Source organism: Mycobacterium fragae (assembly GCF_002102185.1).
In the GTDB taxonomy this organism is placed as follows: Bacteria; Actinomycetota; Actinomycetes; order Mycobacteriales; family Mycobacteriaceae; genus Mycobacterium; species Mycobacterium fragae.
Genome location: NZ_LQOW01000006.1, coordinates 1 through 15,303, shown reverse-complemented (window position 1 = coordinate 15,303; position 15,303 = coordinate 1). Strand labels below are relative to the sequence as shown.

The 15,303-nt window shown below is 65.6% G+C and carries 16 protein-coding genes; 13 read left to right on the top strand and 3 right to left on the bottom strand.

From position 1 onward, the window contains the following. Positions 1-75 precede the first annotated feature (75 nt). Positions 76-1,254: an acyl-CoA dehydrogenase family protein gene (locus AWC06_RS04060; RefSeq protein ID WP_085194653.1), complete on the bottom strand. Its 1,179-nt coding sequence runs from the start codon at positions 1,252-1,254 to the stop codon at positions 76-78. Further along, positions 1,238-2,248: an acyl-CoA dehydrogenase family protein gene (locus AWC06_RS04055; RefSeq protein WP_085194651.1), complete on the bottom strand. Its 1,011-nt coding sequence runs from the start codon at positions 2,246-2,248 to the stop codon at positions 1,238-1,240. Before AWC06_RS04055 ends, AWC06_RS04060 begins: the two co-directional genes overlap by 17 nt. 98 nt (positions 2,249-2,346) lie before the next feature. Here AWC06_RS04055 and AWC06_RS04050 point away from each other — a divergent pair, with 98 nt between their 5' ends. The 5 genes from AWC06_RS04050 (at position 2,347) to AWC06_RS04030 (ending at position 6,974) form a co-directional block, all read left to right on the top strand. Then, positions 2,347-3,255: an NAD(P)-dependent oxidoreductase gene (locus AWC06_RS04050; RefSeq protein WP_264480359.1), complete on the top strand. Its 909-nt coding sequence runs from the start codon at positions 2,347-2,349 to the stop codon at positions 3,253-3,255. Between the two features lie 184 nt (positions 3,256-3,439). Continuing rightward, positions 3,440-4,528, top strand: a complete 1,089-nt coding sequence (locus AWC06_RS04045) for an amidohydrolase family protein (protein WP_085194649.1) — start codon at positions 3,440-3,442, stop codon at positions 4,526-4,528. A gap of 22 nt (positions 4,529-4,550) precedes the next feature. Then, positions 4,551-5,696: an amidohydrolase family protein gene (locus AWC06_RS04040; protein WP_085194647.1), complete on the top strand. Its 1,146-nt coding sequence runs from the start codon at positions 4,551-4,553 to the stop codon at positions 5,694-5,696. Continuing rightward, positions 5,697-6,089 carry a Rieske (2Fe-2S) protein gene (locus AWC06_RS04035; RefSeq protein ID WP_085194645.1) on the top strand — a complete coding sequence of 131 codons (393 nt, stop codon included), beginning with the start codon at positions 5,697-5,699 and terminating at the stop codon, positions 6,087-6,089. 18 nt (positions 6,090-6,107) lie between these two features. Then, positions 6,108-6,974, top strand: a complete 867-nt coding sequence (locus AWC06_RS04030) for an alpha/beta fold hydrolase (RefSeq protein ID WP_085194643.1) — start codon at positions 6,108-6,110, stop codon at positions 6,972-6,974. 5 nt (positions 6,975-6,979) lie between these two features. Here the strand turns inward: AWC06_RS04030 and AWC06_RS04025 are convergent, their stop codons facing one another. After that, positions 6,980-7,453: a hypothetical protein gene (locus AWC06_RS04025; RefSeq protein ID WP_085194641.1), complete on the bottom strand. Its 474-nt coding sequence runs from the start codon at positions 7,451-7,453 to the stop codon at positions 6,980-6,982. A gap of 27 nt (positions 7,454-7,480) precedes the next feature. Here AWC06_RS04025 and AWC06_RS04020 point away from each other — a divergent pair, with 27 nt between their 5' ends. The 8 genes from AWC06_RS04020 to AWC06_RS03985 all read left to right on the top strand — a co-directional run bounded on the left by AWC06_RS04020 (position 7,481) and on the right by AWC06_RS03985 (position 14,789). Further along, positions 7,481-8,785 carry an NADH-ubiquinone oxidoreductase-F iron-sulfur binding region domain-containing protein gene (locus AWC06_RS04020; protein WP_085195089.1) on the top strand — a complete coding sequence of 435 codons (1,305 nt, stop codon included), beginning with the start codon at positions 7,481-7,483 and terminating at the stop codon, positions 8,783-8,785. Then, positions 8,782-9,078 carry a ferredoxin gene (locus AWC06_RS04015; RefSeq protein WP_085194639.1) on the top strand — a complete coding sequence of 99 codons (297 nt, stop codon included), beginning with the start codon at positions 8,782-8,784 and terminating at the stop codon, positions 9,076-9,078. The genes AWC06_RS04020 and AWC06_RS04015 overlap by 4 nt, the downstream gene beginning before the upstream one ends. Beyond that, the gene (locus AWC06_RS04010) at positions 9,060-10,730 is read left to right on the top strand and encodes a thiolase C-terminal domain-containing protein (protein ID WP_227371147.1); all 1,671 of its coding nucleotides are present in this window, start codon (positions 9,060-9,062) and stop codon (positions 10,728-10,730) included. The genes AWC06_RS04015 and AWC06_RS04010 overlap by 19 nt, the downstream gene beginning before the upstream one ends. Beyond that, on the top strand, positions 10,727-11,668 hold the full coding sequence (locus AWC06_RS04005) for an alpha/beta fold hydrolase (RefSeq protein WP_085194637.1): 942 nt from the start codon (positions 10,727-10,729) through the stop codon (positions 11,666-11,668). The genes AWC06_RS04010 and AWC06_RS04005 overlap by 4 nt, the downstream gene beginning before the upstream one ends. Beyond that, a complete protein-coding gene (locus tag AWC06_RS04000) occupies positions 11,668-12,486 on the top strand; it encodes an NAD(P)-dependent oxidoreductase (RefSeq protein ID WP_085194635.1) in 819 nt (272 codons plus the stop codon). The genes AWC06_RS04005 and AWC06_RS04000 overlap by 1 nt, the downstream gene beginning before the upstream one ends. Continuing rightward, complete coding sequence (locus AWC06_RS03995; protein ID WP_085194633.1) at positions 12,483-13,271, top strand: NAD(P)-dependent oxidoreductase; 789 nt, start codon at positions 12,483-12,485, stop codon at positions 13,269-13,271. The genes AWC06_RS04000 and AWC06_RS03995 overlap by 4 nt, the downstream gene beginning before the upstream one ends. 104 nt (positions 13,272-13,375) lie before the next feature. Further along, a complete protein-coding gene (locus AWC06_RS03990) occupies positions 13,376-14,581 on the top strand; it encodes a cytochrome P450 (protein ID WP_085194632.1) in 1,206 nt (401 codons plus the stop codon). A gap of 10 nt (positions 14,582-14,591) precedes the next feature. Then, on the top strand, positions 14,592-14,789 hold the full coding sequence (locus AWC06_RS03985; RefSeq protein WP_085194630.1) for a ferredoxin: 198 nt from the start codon (positions 14,592-14,594) through the stop codon (positions 14,787-14,789). Positions 14,790-15,303 lie beyond the last annotated feature (514 nt).

Genomic DNA, 15,303 nt, shown 5'->3' with positions numbered 1-15,303 from the left:
CCTTGTCGCCGAACGTGTAGTCAGGGCGGAAAATCCTTCAAAAATTCGCCACCAGTACACGCTCGGTGAGCAGGTTCAGCCGGTGGGCAATCCGAGGACACGCTGGGCGATGATGTTGCGCTGGATCTCGGAGGTGCCGCCGGCGATGGTGCCCGAGAAGCTGCGGGCGTAGCGCTCGAACCAGCTGGCGAAGTAGTGGTCGAGGTTCATCGGCGCGTACGGTCCCGTCAGTGCGGGCTGCAGCAAGCCCTCGGATCCTGCTGCGTGCAAGGCGTATTCGCACGCTTGTCGCTCGGCTTCCGAACCGAGCAGCTTGAGCACTGACAGGGCGGGTACATCTTCTTCTCCGCGGGCAGCACGCGCCAGGGCCACCGACCCGAGTAGGCGCAAAGCGGAATAGTCCATGACCGCGGTGGCGTATTGGTCACGTTCGAGTGCGTTTCCCGGATGGAAGTCGGTGAGGACATTGTCGAGCCGGTCCGCGAACCCCAGCCACATCATCGTGCGTTCGTGTCCCAGCGATCCATTGGCTACCCGCCAGCCCTGGTTGAGCTCGCCGACCAGGTTCTCCGCCGGCACGCGCACGTCGGTGAAGAACACCTCGTTGAAGTCCAGATCATCGGCCGAGCAGATGGACGGAAACGGCCGACGCACCACACCGGGCGTATCAGTGGGAATCAGTAAAGCACTGATCCCCTTGTGCTTTGGCGCGTCCGGGTTGGTGCGCACGAAGGTCAGCAGAACATCGGCGTCGTGGGCGCCCGATGTCCATACCTTCTGGCCGTTGACCACGAAATAGTCGCCGTCACGCACCGCACGGGTACGCAGCGACGCCAAATCGGAACCCGCACTCGGCTCGCTCATGCCCAGCGACGCGGTGATCTCGGCCCGCAGGATCGGCACCGCCCAGCGCTGCTTCTGCTCGTCGCTGCCGAACGAAATCAGTGACGCCGCAATAATGTTCACGCCCTGCGGATTGAAACTGTGGTAGATCCGCCGACGGCAAAGCTCTTCCAGATAGACATACTGCTGCAGTACCGTGGCGTTGCGGCCGCCGAACTCCGGCGGCTGAGTGGGCAGCAGCCAGCCGTTGTCGAACAGCAGCCGTTGCCAGCGACGCGCCCAGGCCGGCATGTGCGACACCGACTTTGGCCGCTCCAACGCCTCAGCCGCTGCGGCCGGCATGTGCTTCTCGAGGAAGGCGACAAACTCAGCGCGAAACGCCTCGACGTCCGAATCAAAGGTGAGCTGCACGGTACTCCTCGGTGATTACCGCCCGATGCTGTGCGGCACCGCCGAGCATGAGCTCGCCGGCCTTGGCCCGCTTGAGCGCGAATTGCAAGTCGTTCTCCCACGTGAAGCCCATCGCGCCGAACAGCTGCAGGCCGTGGCGGAAAACCAGCGACTGGCACTCTCCCGCAGATGCTTTCGCCATCGCGGCGGCCAGGCGGCGGCGCGGGTCGTCCTCCGCGATCGTCAACGCCGCGAAGTAGGCCAGCGCCCGGGCACGCTGCACCGCGACGTGCATATCGGCGGCCTTGTGCTGGACGGCCTGAAACGAGCCGATGGGAACCCCGAATTGATGGCGACTCCGGACGTGTTCGAGAACCAGGTCCAAGATGCGCTGGCAGGCGCCTACCATCGTCATCGCCATACCCATCAGCGCGACATGATGCGCGCGCTCGGTATCGACGCTCACCCGCGCGGTGTCGGATACTCGAACGTCAGCGAACGTCAGATCGGCGACGTGCAACACCGGGTCGAACACCGAACTGCGTCGCCGGGATAGCTGCCCCGCGACCTCGGCGCCATTGAGGATGAACACCCCGGCGTCTGTCACCACCGCCAACCGCTCGGCGCGGTCACCGTCCAGCACATGCCGGGCGGTGCCGTCCAGCACCCACCCGTCGCCATCCCGGTGGGCCGACACTCCGCTATAGACGGCGGTCCCGGATGCCTGCGGGTCAAACCGATTCGCGGCCAAGGGCGCGAACTGGCTCATCGTCGCCAAGAACGGGGTCGGGTCGGTCGCGCGGCCCAGCTCTTCCAAGACGATGGCCAGCTCGACGGCGTTCTTTGGGTCGCTCATCTCGGTCCAGCCGTGTTCCACGTAGGCCTTCCACACAGGGCTGGGGTCGACGCCGTCTTCGGCCACACTTCTGACCAGCGCAGGCGGGCACTGCTTGCCAACGGCATCACGCACGGTTTCCTGCCATAGCCGCTGATCGGCGTCGAACTCCAAAAGCATCCCGGCCAGCTCCTTAGATCAGTTAACCTGCACGAGAATAGTATTCTCTTATTAGCACAGTGACAATCTCGCCGGAAACTTCCGGCCGGCGCCCCTGGATGGTCTTGGTGGAGATCGGGTTCATCGGCTTGGGCCACATGGGTTTTCCCATCGCGCAACGCCTCATTGCTGCACATCATGACGTCGTTGCCTTCGACACCCGCGCTGAAACTATTGCGCGCGCCGTCGCGCTCGGGGCGCAGCCGGCATCGTCTGCAAAAGAGGTCGCCGACTCGGCCGAAACGGTGCTGGCCAGCCTGCCCACTCCGGATGCCTCGCTTGACGTCGCCACCGGCGTCACCGGCGTGATCGAGGGCGCTCGCGTCAAGCGCTATGTGGACCTTTCCACCGTCGGGAGCCAAACCGCCGTGGAAATCCATGACCGCCTTGCCAAACGAAACATCGTCGCGATCGACAGCCCGGTGAGCGGCGGTGTCAGTGGAGCCGAGACGGGAACGCTTGCCGTCATGGTGTCCGGTCCATGCGCCGAGTTCGACGTCGTTCGGCCGGCACTCGAGGCGATCGGGCGGCCCATATACATCGGCGAGAAGCCGGGCTCCGCACAGACGATGAAGCTGGCCAACAACGTCCTGTCGGCCACCGTCCTGATAGCAACGGCAGAAGTCGTCGTCATGGGCGTCAAGTCCGGTCTGGACCCGACGGTGATGGTCGACGCGCTGAACGCCGGCTCCGGCGGGACCAGCGCAAGCCGTGACAAGTTCCCACGGGCGATCCTGCCCCGCACGTTCGACTACGGCTTTGCCACCGGGTTGATGGTCAAGGACGTGCGGCTCTATCTCGACGAGGCCCGGGCCCTCGGCGTGCCCGTCGACGTCGCCGACGCGGTCGGGCGGCTCTGGGAAGTCGCGATGCGCAGTGAAGGTCCCGACTCCGATTTCACGTCGGCCATCAAACCGATCGAGCAAGCGGCCGGCGTGATCGTCGGGGGGCGGCCAGAGGGAGAATGATATTATCGATTACGAAGAACTCCACTACACACGCTGCCGGCAATTGCGACTGCTACCAGGTGCGATGATTAATCGAAATGCTTACCGGAAACCCCATTGATTGGCGGAGAACCGGAATGTTAGATTATCTAGCGTATCGCCAGCAGGTCCGACACCGTGGTCGAGCCGCGAAGGGTTGGTTTAGGTGATAGAGCACCCGGACGGAGCCCGGACGCCCGTCATCGACGCGAGCGTGCACATCTTCTTCGCGTCGACCGCTGAGCTTCGCGACTTTCTCCGCGAGCCCTTCAAGAGCCGCGGCTTTCCCGACTACGAGATGGACTGGTACGGCGCACCCGGCGGCGAGTACGCGGACGACACCCGCGGACCCGATCGGCAATATCCCGGCTCCGACCCGGACGTGGTGGCCAACTATTTGTTCGAGGAACAGGGTGTCGACGTCGCGGTCCTGCACCCGATGGGCCGCGGCATCATGCCCGACCGGCATCTGGGCACCGCGCTGCACGCCGCGCACAACGAGATGATGGTGTCGCGCTGGCTGGAGCACAGCCAATACGGCGATCGGTTTCGCGGCACCATCCGGGTCAACCCCGACGACATCGCCGGCGCGCTGCGCGAAATCGAGAAATGGCGTGCGCACCCGCGGGTCGTGCAGATCGGTGTCCCGCTGCAGTCGCGCGAACTCTACGGCAAACCGCAGTTCTGGCCGCTGTGGGAAGCCGCGGCGGCGGCCAACCTTCCGGTGGCGGTCCACATCGAGACCGGCGAGGGTATCGGGTTTCCGCCTACGCCGTCCGGACACACCCGGACCTACGAGCAATACGTCAGCTTCATGGCGCTGAACTACCTCTACCACCTGATGAACATGATCGCCGAAGGTGTGTTCGAGCGGTTCGACACGCTGAAGTTCGTGTGGTCCGACGGCGCCGCCGACTTCCTGACACCGTTCAGCTGGCGGATGGACACTTTCGGGCGGCCGCATCTCGAACAAACGCCGTGGGCGCCGCGGATACCCAGTGACTACCTGCCCGGACACGTCTACTTCGTCCAGGGCAGCCTGGACGGTCCGGGTGACACCGAGTTCGCCGGGCAGTGGTTCGGCTTCACCGGAAAAGAAGACATGGTGATGTTCGGCTCCAGCTATCCGCATTGGCAGCTGAACAGATTGGCGGTGCCGAGCACCTTCAGCGCCGACCAGCGCGAAAAGGTCTGTTGGCGCAACGCCGCGGAGCTTTACGGCATAGACATTCAGGCCAGCTTGGCTGCACAGTAGAAGGTAAGCAAGGGAGACCACGATGACTGTGACACAGACTCACGAGCGGGTTCCCGCCGCTGAGCGCATCGCGGTGCGATGCGTCGACTCCGACGTCCACCCGGTGCCCAAGCGCGGCGAGCTCACCCAGTACATCCCGGAGCCGTGGCGAACCAGGTTCTTCCGCGACCACAAGGTCGGCGAGCTGATCTACTACGACGCTCCGGATTACGCGCACTCCTACGCGATGCGCGTCGATACCTTCCCACCGGACGGCGAATTCCCGGGCAGTGACCCGGATATGGCCTTTCGGCAGCTGATCATGGAGGCCGGCTCGGATATCGCGATCCTGGAGCCGGGCGCTCGCACGCCCCGCCTGCCCGACGCCCATCAGGCGTTCTCGTGTGCCCTCAATGACTGGCAGAACAACCATTGGCTGGACAGCCACAACAACTGGCATGAGCGTTGGCGCGGTTCGATTTGCGTGGCGATCGAGGATCCGCAGGGCGCTGCCCGCGAAATCGAGCGGTGGGCCGGACATCCCTACATGGCGCAGATTCTGCTCAAGGCCGAGCCGCGCCCGTCGTGGGGCCACCCGATGTACGACCCGGTATGGGAAGCGGCCACCAAACACGACATCGTGGTGAGCTGCCACCTATCGCGCAGCAACTACGAGATGCTGCCCATGCCGCCGGTCGGATTCCCCAGTTACAACCACGATTTCATGGTGACGTACTCGCTGCTGGCCGCCAACCAGGTGATGAGCCTGGTCTTCGACGGCGTCTTCGACCGGTTCCCCACCCTGCGGATCGTGTTCGTCGAGCACGCATTCACCTGGATCCTGCCTTTGATGTGGCGGATGGACGCGATCTACGAAGCGCGTAAGTCCCGCGTTGACATCAAGCGCAAGCCGTCGGAGTACGTCAAGGAGCACATCAAATTCACCACCCAGCCGCTGGACTACCCCGAGGACAAGACGGAGTTGACCCGCGCGCTGGAGTGGATGGAGTGCGACAAAATCCTGCTGTACTCGTCGGACTATCCGCACTGGACCTTCGACGACCCGCGCTGGCTGGTCAAACACCTGCCCAAAGCGGCCCGCGAAGCGGTGATGTTCAAAAACGGCATCGCGACCTATCACCTCCCCGAAATGGTGCCGGTGCTCGAGGGCCAGGTGCGGGTGTTCTAAGTGCCCGAAGAAACCAAGCGGCCCCGGTTGGCGCAGGGCCGCGAGCATGTCGTGGCCACGGTTGACGAAATCCCGCCAGGCACCCACAAACTGGTGCCCATCGGCCGCCACGGTGTCGGCGTCTACAACGTCAACGGCACCTTCTACGCAATCGCCAACTACTGCCCGCACCAGGGTGGCCCGCTGTGCTCGGGCCGCGCACGCGGCCGGACCATCGTCGACGAGAGCGCGGCGGGTGACGCGGTCATGGTTCGCGACTTGGAGTACATCTACTGCCCTTGGCATCAATGGGGTTTCGAGCTCGCAACCGGAACGACCGCGGTCAAGCCGCAGTGGAGCATCCGCACCTACCCGGTCCGGGTCGTCGGTAACGACGTTCTGGTGACGGCCTGACGCTAGAGGAGTAAGGCTGTGTCTTCCATCGAGGTCAACGGCGGCAATGTCGTCTACGAAATCCTCGGCAAATCAGGTGATCTCATCGTATTGACGCCCGGCGGCCGGTTCAGCAAAGACGTGCCCGGACTGCGCCCGCTGGCGGAAGCGTTGGTCGACGGTGGGTATCGGGTGCTGTTGTGGGACCGTCCCAACTGCGGGGCGTCCGATGTGCAGTTCTACGGCCAGAGCGAATCACACATGCGCGCCGAGACGCTGCACGGCCTGCTGACCAAGCTTGGCCTCGGGCCATGCATCATCGCCGGAGGCTCTGGCGGCGCCAGGGATTCCATGCTGACGACGATGCTCTACCCGGAGCTGGTCAAAAAGCTCGTGGTGTGGAACATCGTCGGCGGCATTTACGGCACCTTCGTGCTGGGCTCCTACTACGTCGTGCCAAGCATTCTCGCTGCGCGCGGCACCGGTATGGAGGGCGTGCTCAAGGTGCCCGAGTGGCGCGAGCGTGTCGAGGAGAACCCGAACAACAAGCAGCGGTTCCTTGATTTCGACCGCGATGAGTTCCTCAAGGTGATGCTGCGTTGGCTCAACGCTTTCGTGTCCAAGCCGGGACAGACCATCCCGGGTGTCGACGACGAAATGTTCGACCGCATCCGGGTTCCCACCATGATCATCCGCGGCGGCGAGAACGACTGGGACCATCCCAAGCGGACGTCGCTGGAAGTCAGCTGCTTGATCAAAGGGTCGAAGCTGATCGATCCGCCCTGGCCGGAGGATGCCTGGGAGCGTGCATCCGAAGACCGCGCGGCGGGCAGGGTGAAGCACTTCAACATGTTCGACACCTGGGTGCAGGCTGCGCCCGCGATCCTGGATTTCCTGGAGTCCTGATGCGTTTACTCGGTGAGGATGTGGACCTCGCAGTTCAGCGACGCTTCCAGAGCCGTATGGATGCGGCTTTCCGGGATGCGCTCCAGATCCGCCTGACGCAAGGTCACATAGACGATGTCGAACCCGTCCTCGCCGGGCACTCGCCTGATCTCGCCGGTGAGCCCGAATCCGGACAGCACGCCCTGGGCATCGTCGTCGGTTCCCCTGCTGACGTAGGTGACCACGCCGGCGACCGGCGCGGTCCCGAAAGCTTTGGCGCACAAGTCCACTGCGACCTGCTTGACGGCGTCGGAATCGCTGCCCGCGATGAGCAGCTGCACCTCGCGGCGGTCGGCCGGCAGCGCCGCGAGGGGGGCATGCACAACTTCAGCGCCGGCTTCGTCGGCGAGACCGAGGAGCGTAGTCATGCCCTGGTCTAGCTGCGCCGGTGCGAGCAGACCCGACGGGTCGACTCGGACTCGCACCACCGCTGTTCGCATGTGCGCAACTGTAGCGACGGAGTGCTGATGGAAACCACTGCCGCATCGAGCATCACGATCGCCGCATATCCCGGCTGCCCGCCGCGGCTGCTGCGCACCCATCCGGGCCGAGAGGACTACGCGGCCTACCGCGACTCCGGCGGGTATCGCTCGCTTACAGCCGCCGACGAACTGCTTGACGATGTCGAACGCAGCGGATTGCTCGGCCGCGGCGGTGCGGCCTTCCCAATGGCGGTGAAGTTACGCGCGGTGCGCGACAACGGAAGACGCACCGACTCCGGCACCGTCGTGATCGCGAACGGCGAAGAGGGAGAACCAGCCTCGATCAAGGACCGATGGTTGCTGCGCAACAGGCCACACCTGGTGCTCGACGGGTTGCGGTTAGCGGCGGCGATCGTCGAAGCCGACCGTGCGTACGTCTACGTGTCCGACCTGGAATCTGCCCGCAGCGTCGAAACCGCGTTGAGCGAACTCGACGCCGGCGCCCTCGGCGCCATCACAGTGGCCGTATGGACGGTGAACCCCGGTTATATAGCCGGCGAGGAGACCGCCGCCGTCCGCGCGCTCAACGGCGGCCCGGTCAAGCCGACGGACAAACCGCCCCGCCCGTTCCAATCGGGCGTCGACGGGCGGCCCACCCTGGTGAGCAATGTCGAGACCCTTGCGGGCCTGCCCTACATCCAGCAGCATGGCTCGACGGCGTTCAGCAGCCAGGGCACACCGCAATCGCCGGGCACCTTGCTGGTGACCGTCACCGGTGCCGACCGACCGCCGGGCCTCTACGAGGTTCCGCACGGCTTGCCGATGGCCGAACTGCTTGCGCTGCATGGTGTTTCGTCCGATCAGGTCCGCGGCGCGCTGCTGGGCGGCTACTTCGCCGGCCTCCTCAATCGCGACGTGCTCGACGCCACGGTGGATCACGAAACTTTTCGGCGGCTCGGCAGTGGCCTGGGTTGCGGCGCGATTTCGCTGATCACCGACGACTGCCCGGTCGCGGTGGCGGCCTCGGTTCTGGCGTACTTCGACCGCGAGAACGCCGGGCAGTGCGGCTCCTGTTTCAACGGCACCGCGGCGATGGCCGCCGTCGGCGGCGCATTGCGCGACGGCGTCGCCACCGAGGAGGACCTGACCCGGCTGCGCCGATGGTCGGTGGTGCTGCGTGGTCGCGGTGCGTGCGCGACGCTGGACGCCGCGACCAACGTGGCGGCCAGTCTGCTCGACCAGTTTCCGCAGTCAGTGCAGCATCACCTCGACGATGCTTGCCGCACATGCCAACTCGGCGCATTCCGCGCGGACCGTCCCTACGCGGTGGAAGAGGTGGGGCAGCCATGAAGATCCGTCTCGACCGCACCGTCTGCGACGGCTTCGGGATCTGTGCCAAGCACGCACCCGGCTACTTCTCGCTCGACGACTGGGGATACGCGTCGGTGGTCGGGGATGGCACCGTGGCCGACGAGGACCGCGGCGCCGTCATGAACGCACTGTTGGACTGCCCGGTGCACGCCATCACCGAGCTGGGCGACCGCAGACCGAACGGCACCCCTCCACCGTCGAGCAGCGCGGAAGATCCCAGCGCGCACCTCAAAACCGAAGAGAACGAAGCGGAGTGGGGTTTCACGCGTTGAACCAGGACAACACCGGGCGCCCGCTGCCGCTGGTCACCGACGAGAACGAATTCTTTTGGACCTCAGGCAAAGACGGCACACTGCGGCTGCAGGAATGCGCTGACTGCGCCGCGCTCATCCACCCGCCCGCGCCGGTATGCCGCTATTGCCGCTCGCAGAACATGGGGGTGCGGGCGGTGTCGGGCCGCGCGATTCTGGCCGGGTTCACCGTCAATCACCGGTTCAGCCTGCCCGGCTTGCCGGCGCCGTATGTCGTCGCTCAGGTTGCGATCGCCGAAGATCCGAGAGTCCGGCTGACCACCAACATCGTGGACTGCGATCCCGAGCAATTGGAGCTCGGCCAGCCGGTCGAGGTGGTCTTCGAACAGGTCGAGGACGTGTGGCTGCCGCTATTCCGTCCGGTGGCCGGCGCCAAGGCCCCGCTACCGGTCGACGAGATCGCCGCGGAGCGCTTCGGTGAACACGTCCGCCCGATGCTGACCCCGGAAAAATTCGAGGACAAGGCGGCGCTCACCGGGATCGGCATGTCGAAGATCGGCCGGCGGTTGATGGTGCCGCCGCTGTCGCTGACGGTGCAGGCCTGTGAGGCGGCGATCGCCGATGCCGGGCTGACGTTCGAGGACATCGACGGCCTGTCCACCTACCCGGGTGGGGGCAACCTCGGTGGGTTCGGCGAGGGCGGGGTCACCGCGCTGGAGGCCGCGCTGGGCATCCGGCCGACATGGCACAACGGCGGCATCGAAACTTTCGGCCCCGGTGGCTCGGTGATCGCCGCGATGCTCGCCGTCGCCGGCGGGCTGGCCCGGCATGTGCTGTGTTTCCGGACGCTCTGGGAAGCCACCTACAACGAGCTCATGAAACAAGGCAAGATCACGCCGTCCATGGGCCGCACGGCGAGTTGGCAGTTTCCGTTCGGCGCCACCTCGGCGGCGCACACATTGGCGCTGAATGCTCAGCGCCACTTCCATCGCTATGGGACGACGAAAGAGACGCTGGGCTGGATCGCGTTGAACCAGCGCGCCAACGCCGAGCTCAATCCGACCGCGGTGTACCGGTCCCCGATGACGATGGACGACTACCTGAACGCCCGTCCGATCACGACACCATTCGGCCTTTACGACTGCGACGTGCCGTGCGACGGGGCGATCGCCGTCATCGTCTCGGCCGTCGACGCCGCTCACGACTTGGCCAAGCCGCCGGTATTGGTCGAGGCGGTGGGCACCCAGATCATCGAGCGGATCGATTGGGACCAAAGCACTTTGACCCACGAGCCGCAGGTGCTCGGGCAATCGGCGCACCTGTGGTCGCGCACCTCGCTGCGGCCCGACGACGTCGACGTCGCCGAGCTGTACGACGGATTCACCATGAACTGCCTGTCGTGGATCGAAGCGCTCGGGTTCTGCGGGATCGGTGAGGCCAAGGATTTCCTGGACGGCGGCAAGAACATCGCCCGCGACGGACAGCTGCCGCTCAACACCCACGGCGGGCAGCTCTCGCACGGCCGCACGCATGGCATGGGTCTGCTGCATGAAGCCGTGAGCCAGCTGCGCGGTGAGGCCGGTGAGCGGCAGGTCGCCGATGCCCGTGTCGGCGTGGTCAGCAGCGGCGGGCTTACACCCAGCGGCGTATTGCTCCTGCGGGCCGACACATGAGCGCGCCGCGCCCGCGGGTGGTGATCGTCGACGGCGTGCCGATGTCCGCGCTGGTCGCCGAGGCGCCGAAGCCACGGGCCGTCATCGTGGCCATCCACGGCGGCGGCACCACCGCAGTGTATTTCGACTGTCCGGGCCATCCCGCGTTGTCGTTGCTGCGGGCGGGCGCAGAGCGCGGATTCACCGTGGTGGCGCTCGACCGGCCCGGCTATGGCAGCTCGGCGCCTTACCCGGAGGCGATGATTCGCCCCGAGCAGCGCGTCCAGCTCGCATACGCGGCGGTGGATCGCATCCTTGGTGACCGGCCGCGCGGCGCCGGGTTGTTCCTGATGGGCCATTCCGGCGGGTGCGAACTGGCGCTGCGGATGGCGGCCGACAACCCCGAACTGCTCGGCATCGAGTTGGCGGGCACCGGCCAGCGCTATCACCCCGCCGCCCGAGAGGTACTGAAAGTGGCGACTCGGGACCACCGCCCGGCCGGGCTGCGTGAGCTGCTCTGGGATCCGCCCGAGCTGTATCCCGCTGATGTCCGCACGGGGATCACCAATTCTTCGGCGGCCCCGGCCTATGAGGACGAGGTGGTGACAAACTGGGCGCGCCAAGACTTTCCGGCGCTTGCCCCAGCGGTGCGAGTCCCGGTGCAGTTCAGCGTCGCCGAGCACGAGAAGGTGTGGGAGTCCGACCCCGCAGCGATAGCCGAGATCGCCGCCCTGTTCACCGGCTCGCCGCGGTTCACGATCAACGAAGAACGCGAGGCCGGACACAATCTCAGCCTCGGGCACACCGCCGCGGACTACCACCGCAGGGTCTTCGCCTTCGTCGACGAATGTGTCGTCGCCGCGACATCCTCGAATGTGCAGCCAGCCGCACGCTCGGCGCCCAACGTGCACCCAGCCGCACATTCGGCAGATGACGAAAGCGATTTGGAGGCCGGTTGATGCACATCGGATTCATCGGACTGGGCAGTCAGGGCGGCCCGATGGCCCGGCGGATCGTCGACGCCGGCTATCCGACGACGCTGTGGGCCCGCAGACCCGCAACACTCGAGCCGTTCGGCGGAACCGCGGCCAAGGTCGCCGGCTCACCGGCGGAGCTGGGCGCGGCCAGCGATCTCGTCTGCCTGTGTGTCGTCGGTGATGCCGACGTCGAGGAGGTTGCCTGCGGCGACGACGGTGTGCTGGCCGGCCTCAAGCCGGGCGGCGTGATCGCCGTGCACAGCACTGTGCACCCCAAGACGTGTCATGACCTGGCGAAGAAGGCTGGAGCACAGGGTGTCTCGATCATTGACGCGCCGGTGAGTGGTGGCGGCGGGGCGGCCGCGGAAGGTCGTCTGCTGGTGATGGTCGGTGGCGAGACGGACGTCGTCGAGCGCTGCCGTCCGGTCTTCGAGACCTACGCCGACCCAGTGGTACACCTGGGTGATCTCGGCTCCGGACAAACCACCAAGCTGCTGAACAATCTGCTGTTCACTGCCAACCTGGGGACCGCGGCGGCCACCCTGACCCTTGGCAAAGCGCTCGGCGTGTTGCCGGAGCGGCTCACCGAAGTCGTCTCGCGCGGCAGCGGAAACAGCTTCGCGCTCAACGTTCTTGACGGCGACACCGCTGGCCTGGAACGGCTGGGCGGCTTGGCCGGAGCGCTGCTGCAGAAGGACGCCCGGCTGGTGGTCGACGTTGCCGAGGCAGCCGGCGCCCCGCTCGGCGCGGTGCTCGATGCGGCAGATGCCGCGCTGAGATCGATGGAACACCCGCGATGACGGTCGGATTCATCGGCGCGGGTCGGATGGGCCGTCCCATGGTGGGTCGTCTCGTCGATGCCGGCCATGACGTCCGGGTGCTGGGCCGATCCGCCGAGACACGCTCGGCCATCACCCAATTGGGCGCGCAGGCGGTGGCCGACCCGGCCGAGGTGACCGCGACGGCGGACGTGGTCGTGATCTGTGTGCTCACCGACGAGCAGCTGCTGCAGGTTTGTCTGGACGGCGGCCTGCTCTCCACCATGACCCCCGGCTCGGCCCTGGTGGTGCACACCACGGCCAGCCCCCGCACGATCGAGACCATCGCGGCGTCAGCCGACATTGAGCTGGTGGATGCTCCGGTCAGCGGGGGGCCCCACAACGCGGCGGCCGGTGCGCTGACGCTCTTCGTGGGCGGCGCGGACGAGGCGGTGGCGCGGGTGCGGCCGGTGTTGAGCTGTTACGGCGACCCCGTGATGCACGTCGGCCCACTGGGCGCCGGCCAGAAGGTGAAGCTCGTCAACAACGCGCTGTTCGCGGCGCACATCGGATTGCTCTCCGGCGCTGTCGGGCTGGGCGCGCGGCTCGGCGTGCCGGAGTCGACGCTGCTCGCCGCCCTTCCGCATGGCAGCGCGGCGAGTCGGGTGCTGGATATGGTCGCGTCTGGCGGCTCGGTCAGCTCCTTCGTCGAAACCGCGGGCGAATTCGTCGGCAAGGACATTGCCGTGGTCAGGAGTATCGCCGCCGACCTCGGCGACGACCTGGGCGTCCTCGACGTGGTCATCGACGCTGCGGTGAAGGTGTGAGATGGGGTCTTTTCGGCGCGCCATGAAACTATTACCGTTAGCGTTACAGTCAAGCGTTCTATCGTAAAGGTATGAGCCGCTCACTCGGCGCTGAGGAGGGTGCAATGACCAAACCGAAGGTGGTCTTCGATCCGGTCTCCGAGGAGTACTTCACCAACCCATTCGAGATTTATCGACGAATGCGTGAGGATGCCCCGCTCTATTACGACGAGAAAGAGGACTTTTACGCGCTGACCCGTCACGAGGACGTGGCTGCCGCGCTCAAGGATTACGAGACTTTCTCGTCCTCGCGCGGCTGCGACCTGGCGATGGTTCGCAAGGGCATATCCCCCGACCAGCGGTCCATCATTTTCATGGACCCGCCGGAGCATCGCCACATGCGGAGCCTGCTCAACAAGGCGTTCACGCCACGAGCCATCCAATCGCAGCACGACACGGTCGTGGAAGTGGTCGAAAAGTACTTGGGTGCGGTCGATCCCGATCACTTCGACGTCGTGCAGGACTTCTCCGGGCCGTTCCCGGTCGAAGTGATCACCACGATGGCCGGAGTGCCGCCGGAGTACCGCCAACAGGTGCGGCACTGGATTGACACCAGCCTGCACCGGGAGCCGGGGCAAATCGAACTCAGCGAAGAGGGCGTGCAGGCCAACATCGACACCGCGATGTACTACTACAGCTTGGTGCAGGAGCGCCGCGCCGAGCCGCAGGACGACATGATCAGCCGGCTGATCGCCGCCGAGATTCCCTGCGATGACGGCACAGTGCGCCGCCTCGACGACATCGAAATCTGCGGTTTTGCGACGCTGCTGGGCGGCGCGGGCGCGGAGACAGTCACCAAGTTGATCGGCAGCGCGGTGGTGCTATTCGCCCGTCACCCTGACCAGTGGGAGAAGCTGCTGGCGGACCGTAGCAAGGTCCCCGGTGCCGTCGAAGAATTGCTGCGCTACGAGGGGCCGGTGCAGTACAACGTCCGCTACACCTTGAAAGAGGCACACGTTAGCGGCGGCACGATTCCCGCCGGCAAGCCCGTGTTCCTGATGAAAGCGGCGGCGAACCGAGACCCCGATGCCTTCACGGACGCAGACACATTCGACATCGAACGTGACCAGACCGAAGCGCAGCACCTCGGCCTCGGATACGGGATTCACAGCTGCCTGGGTGCCGCGTTGGCCCGGATGGAAAGCAGGATCGCCCTGGAGCACCTGCTCGACTTCATGCCCCGCTACGAGGTGGAATGGGACGGCTGCAAACGGGTCACCATGCAGAACGTCGCGGGCTGGCTGAACGTACCGGTGAAGGTATTGCGATGAGGTGGATTGAGTGACGAAGAAGATCGAAGTCGATTGGGGCCTTTGCGAAAGCAATGGGGTGTGCATGGGCATCATCCCGGAAGTCTTCCAGCTCGAGGATGACGACACACTGACCGTGCTGCAGGACGAAGTCACGCCGGAGAACGAGGAGCAGGTGCGCGACGCGGTCCGCCAGTGCCCTCGGCAGGCCATCTCTATCAAGGAGTAGGCCCGGCAGTGGTCGGTCGCACTGACCAGCCCGGAGTGGACGACCGACATGTTGGACAAGGTATCCGCGTAGTTGGCGGAAAACAAAGGCGTCCTTGCTGTTTCGCACTCACACGCGAAGCCGGCATGCGACCATCTGCGGTGATGCATCGATGGTAGACGCCGGCCTGGCTCGTTTGGGTCCGCGGATAAGGAGCGAGGATGAGTTGGGCGATGGCTTCACGTGCTTGCAACGCGATGACGAGAACAGCTGTGGCGGCGGCATTTATCGGAATGGCCGCGACAGGTGCGAGCGTTCCGGCGAACGCAGACGATGGCATCCCCACCAACCCGGACGATCCCCGATGCGCGCAGATGCCGTTCTTGGCGCAGTGCCAGGGCGGCCCATACGCTCCCGGACCCCCGGCACCTGCTGCCGGTCCCACGGGACCCGCGGACCTGCAATGCATCAGCATGCCTGCCGACCCGGTGTGCGCAGGGGGCCCATTCGCTCCCCCGCCTCCGCCGCCCCCGCC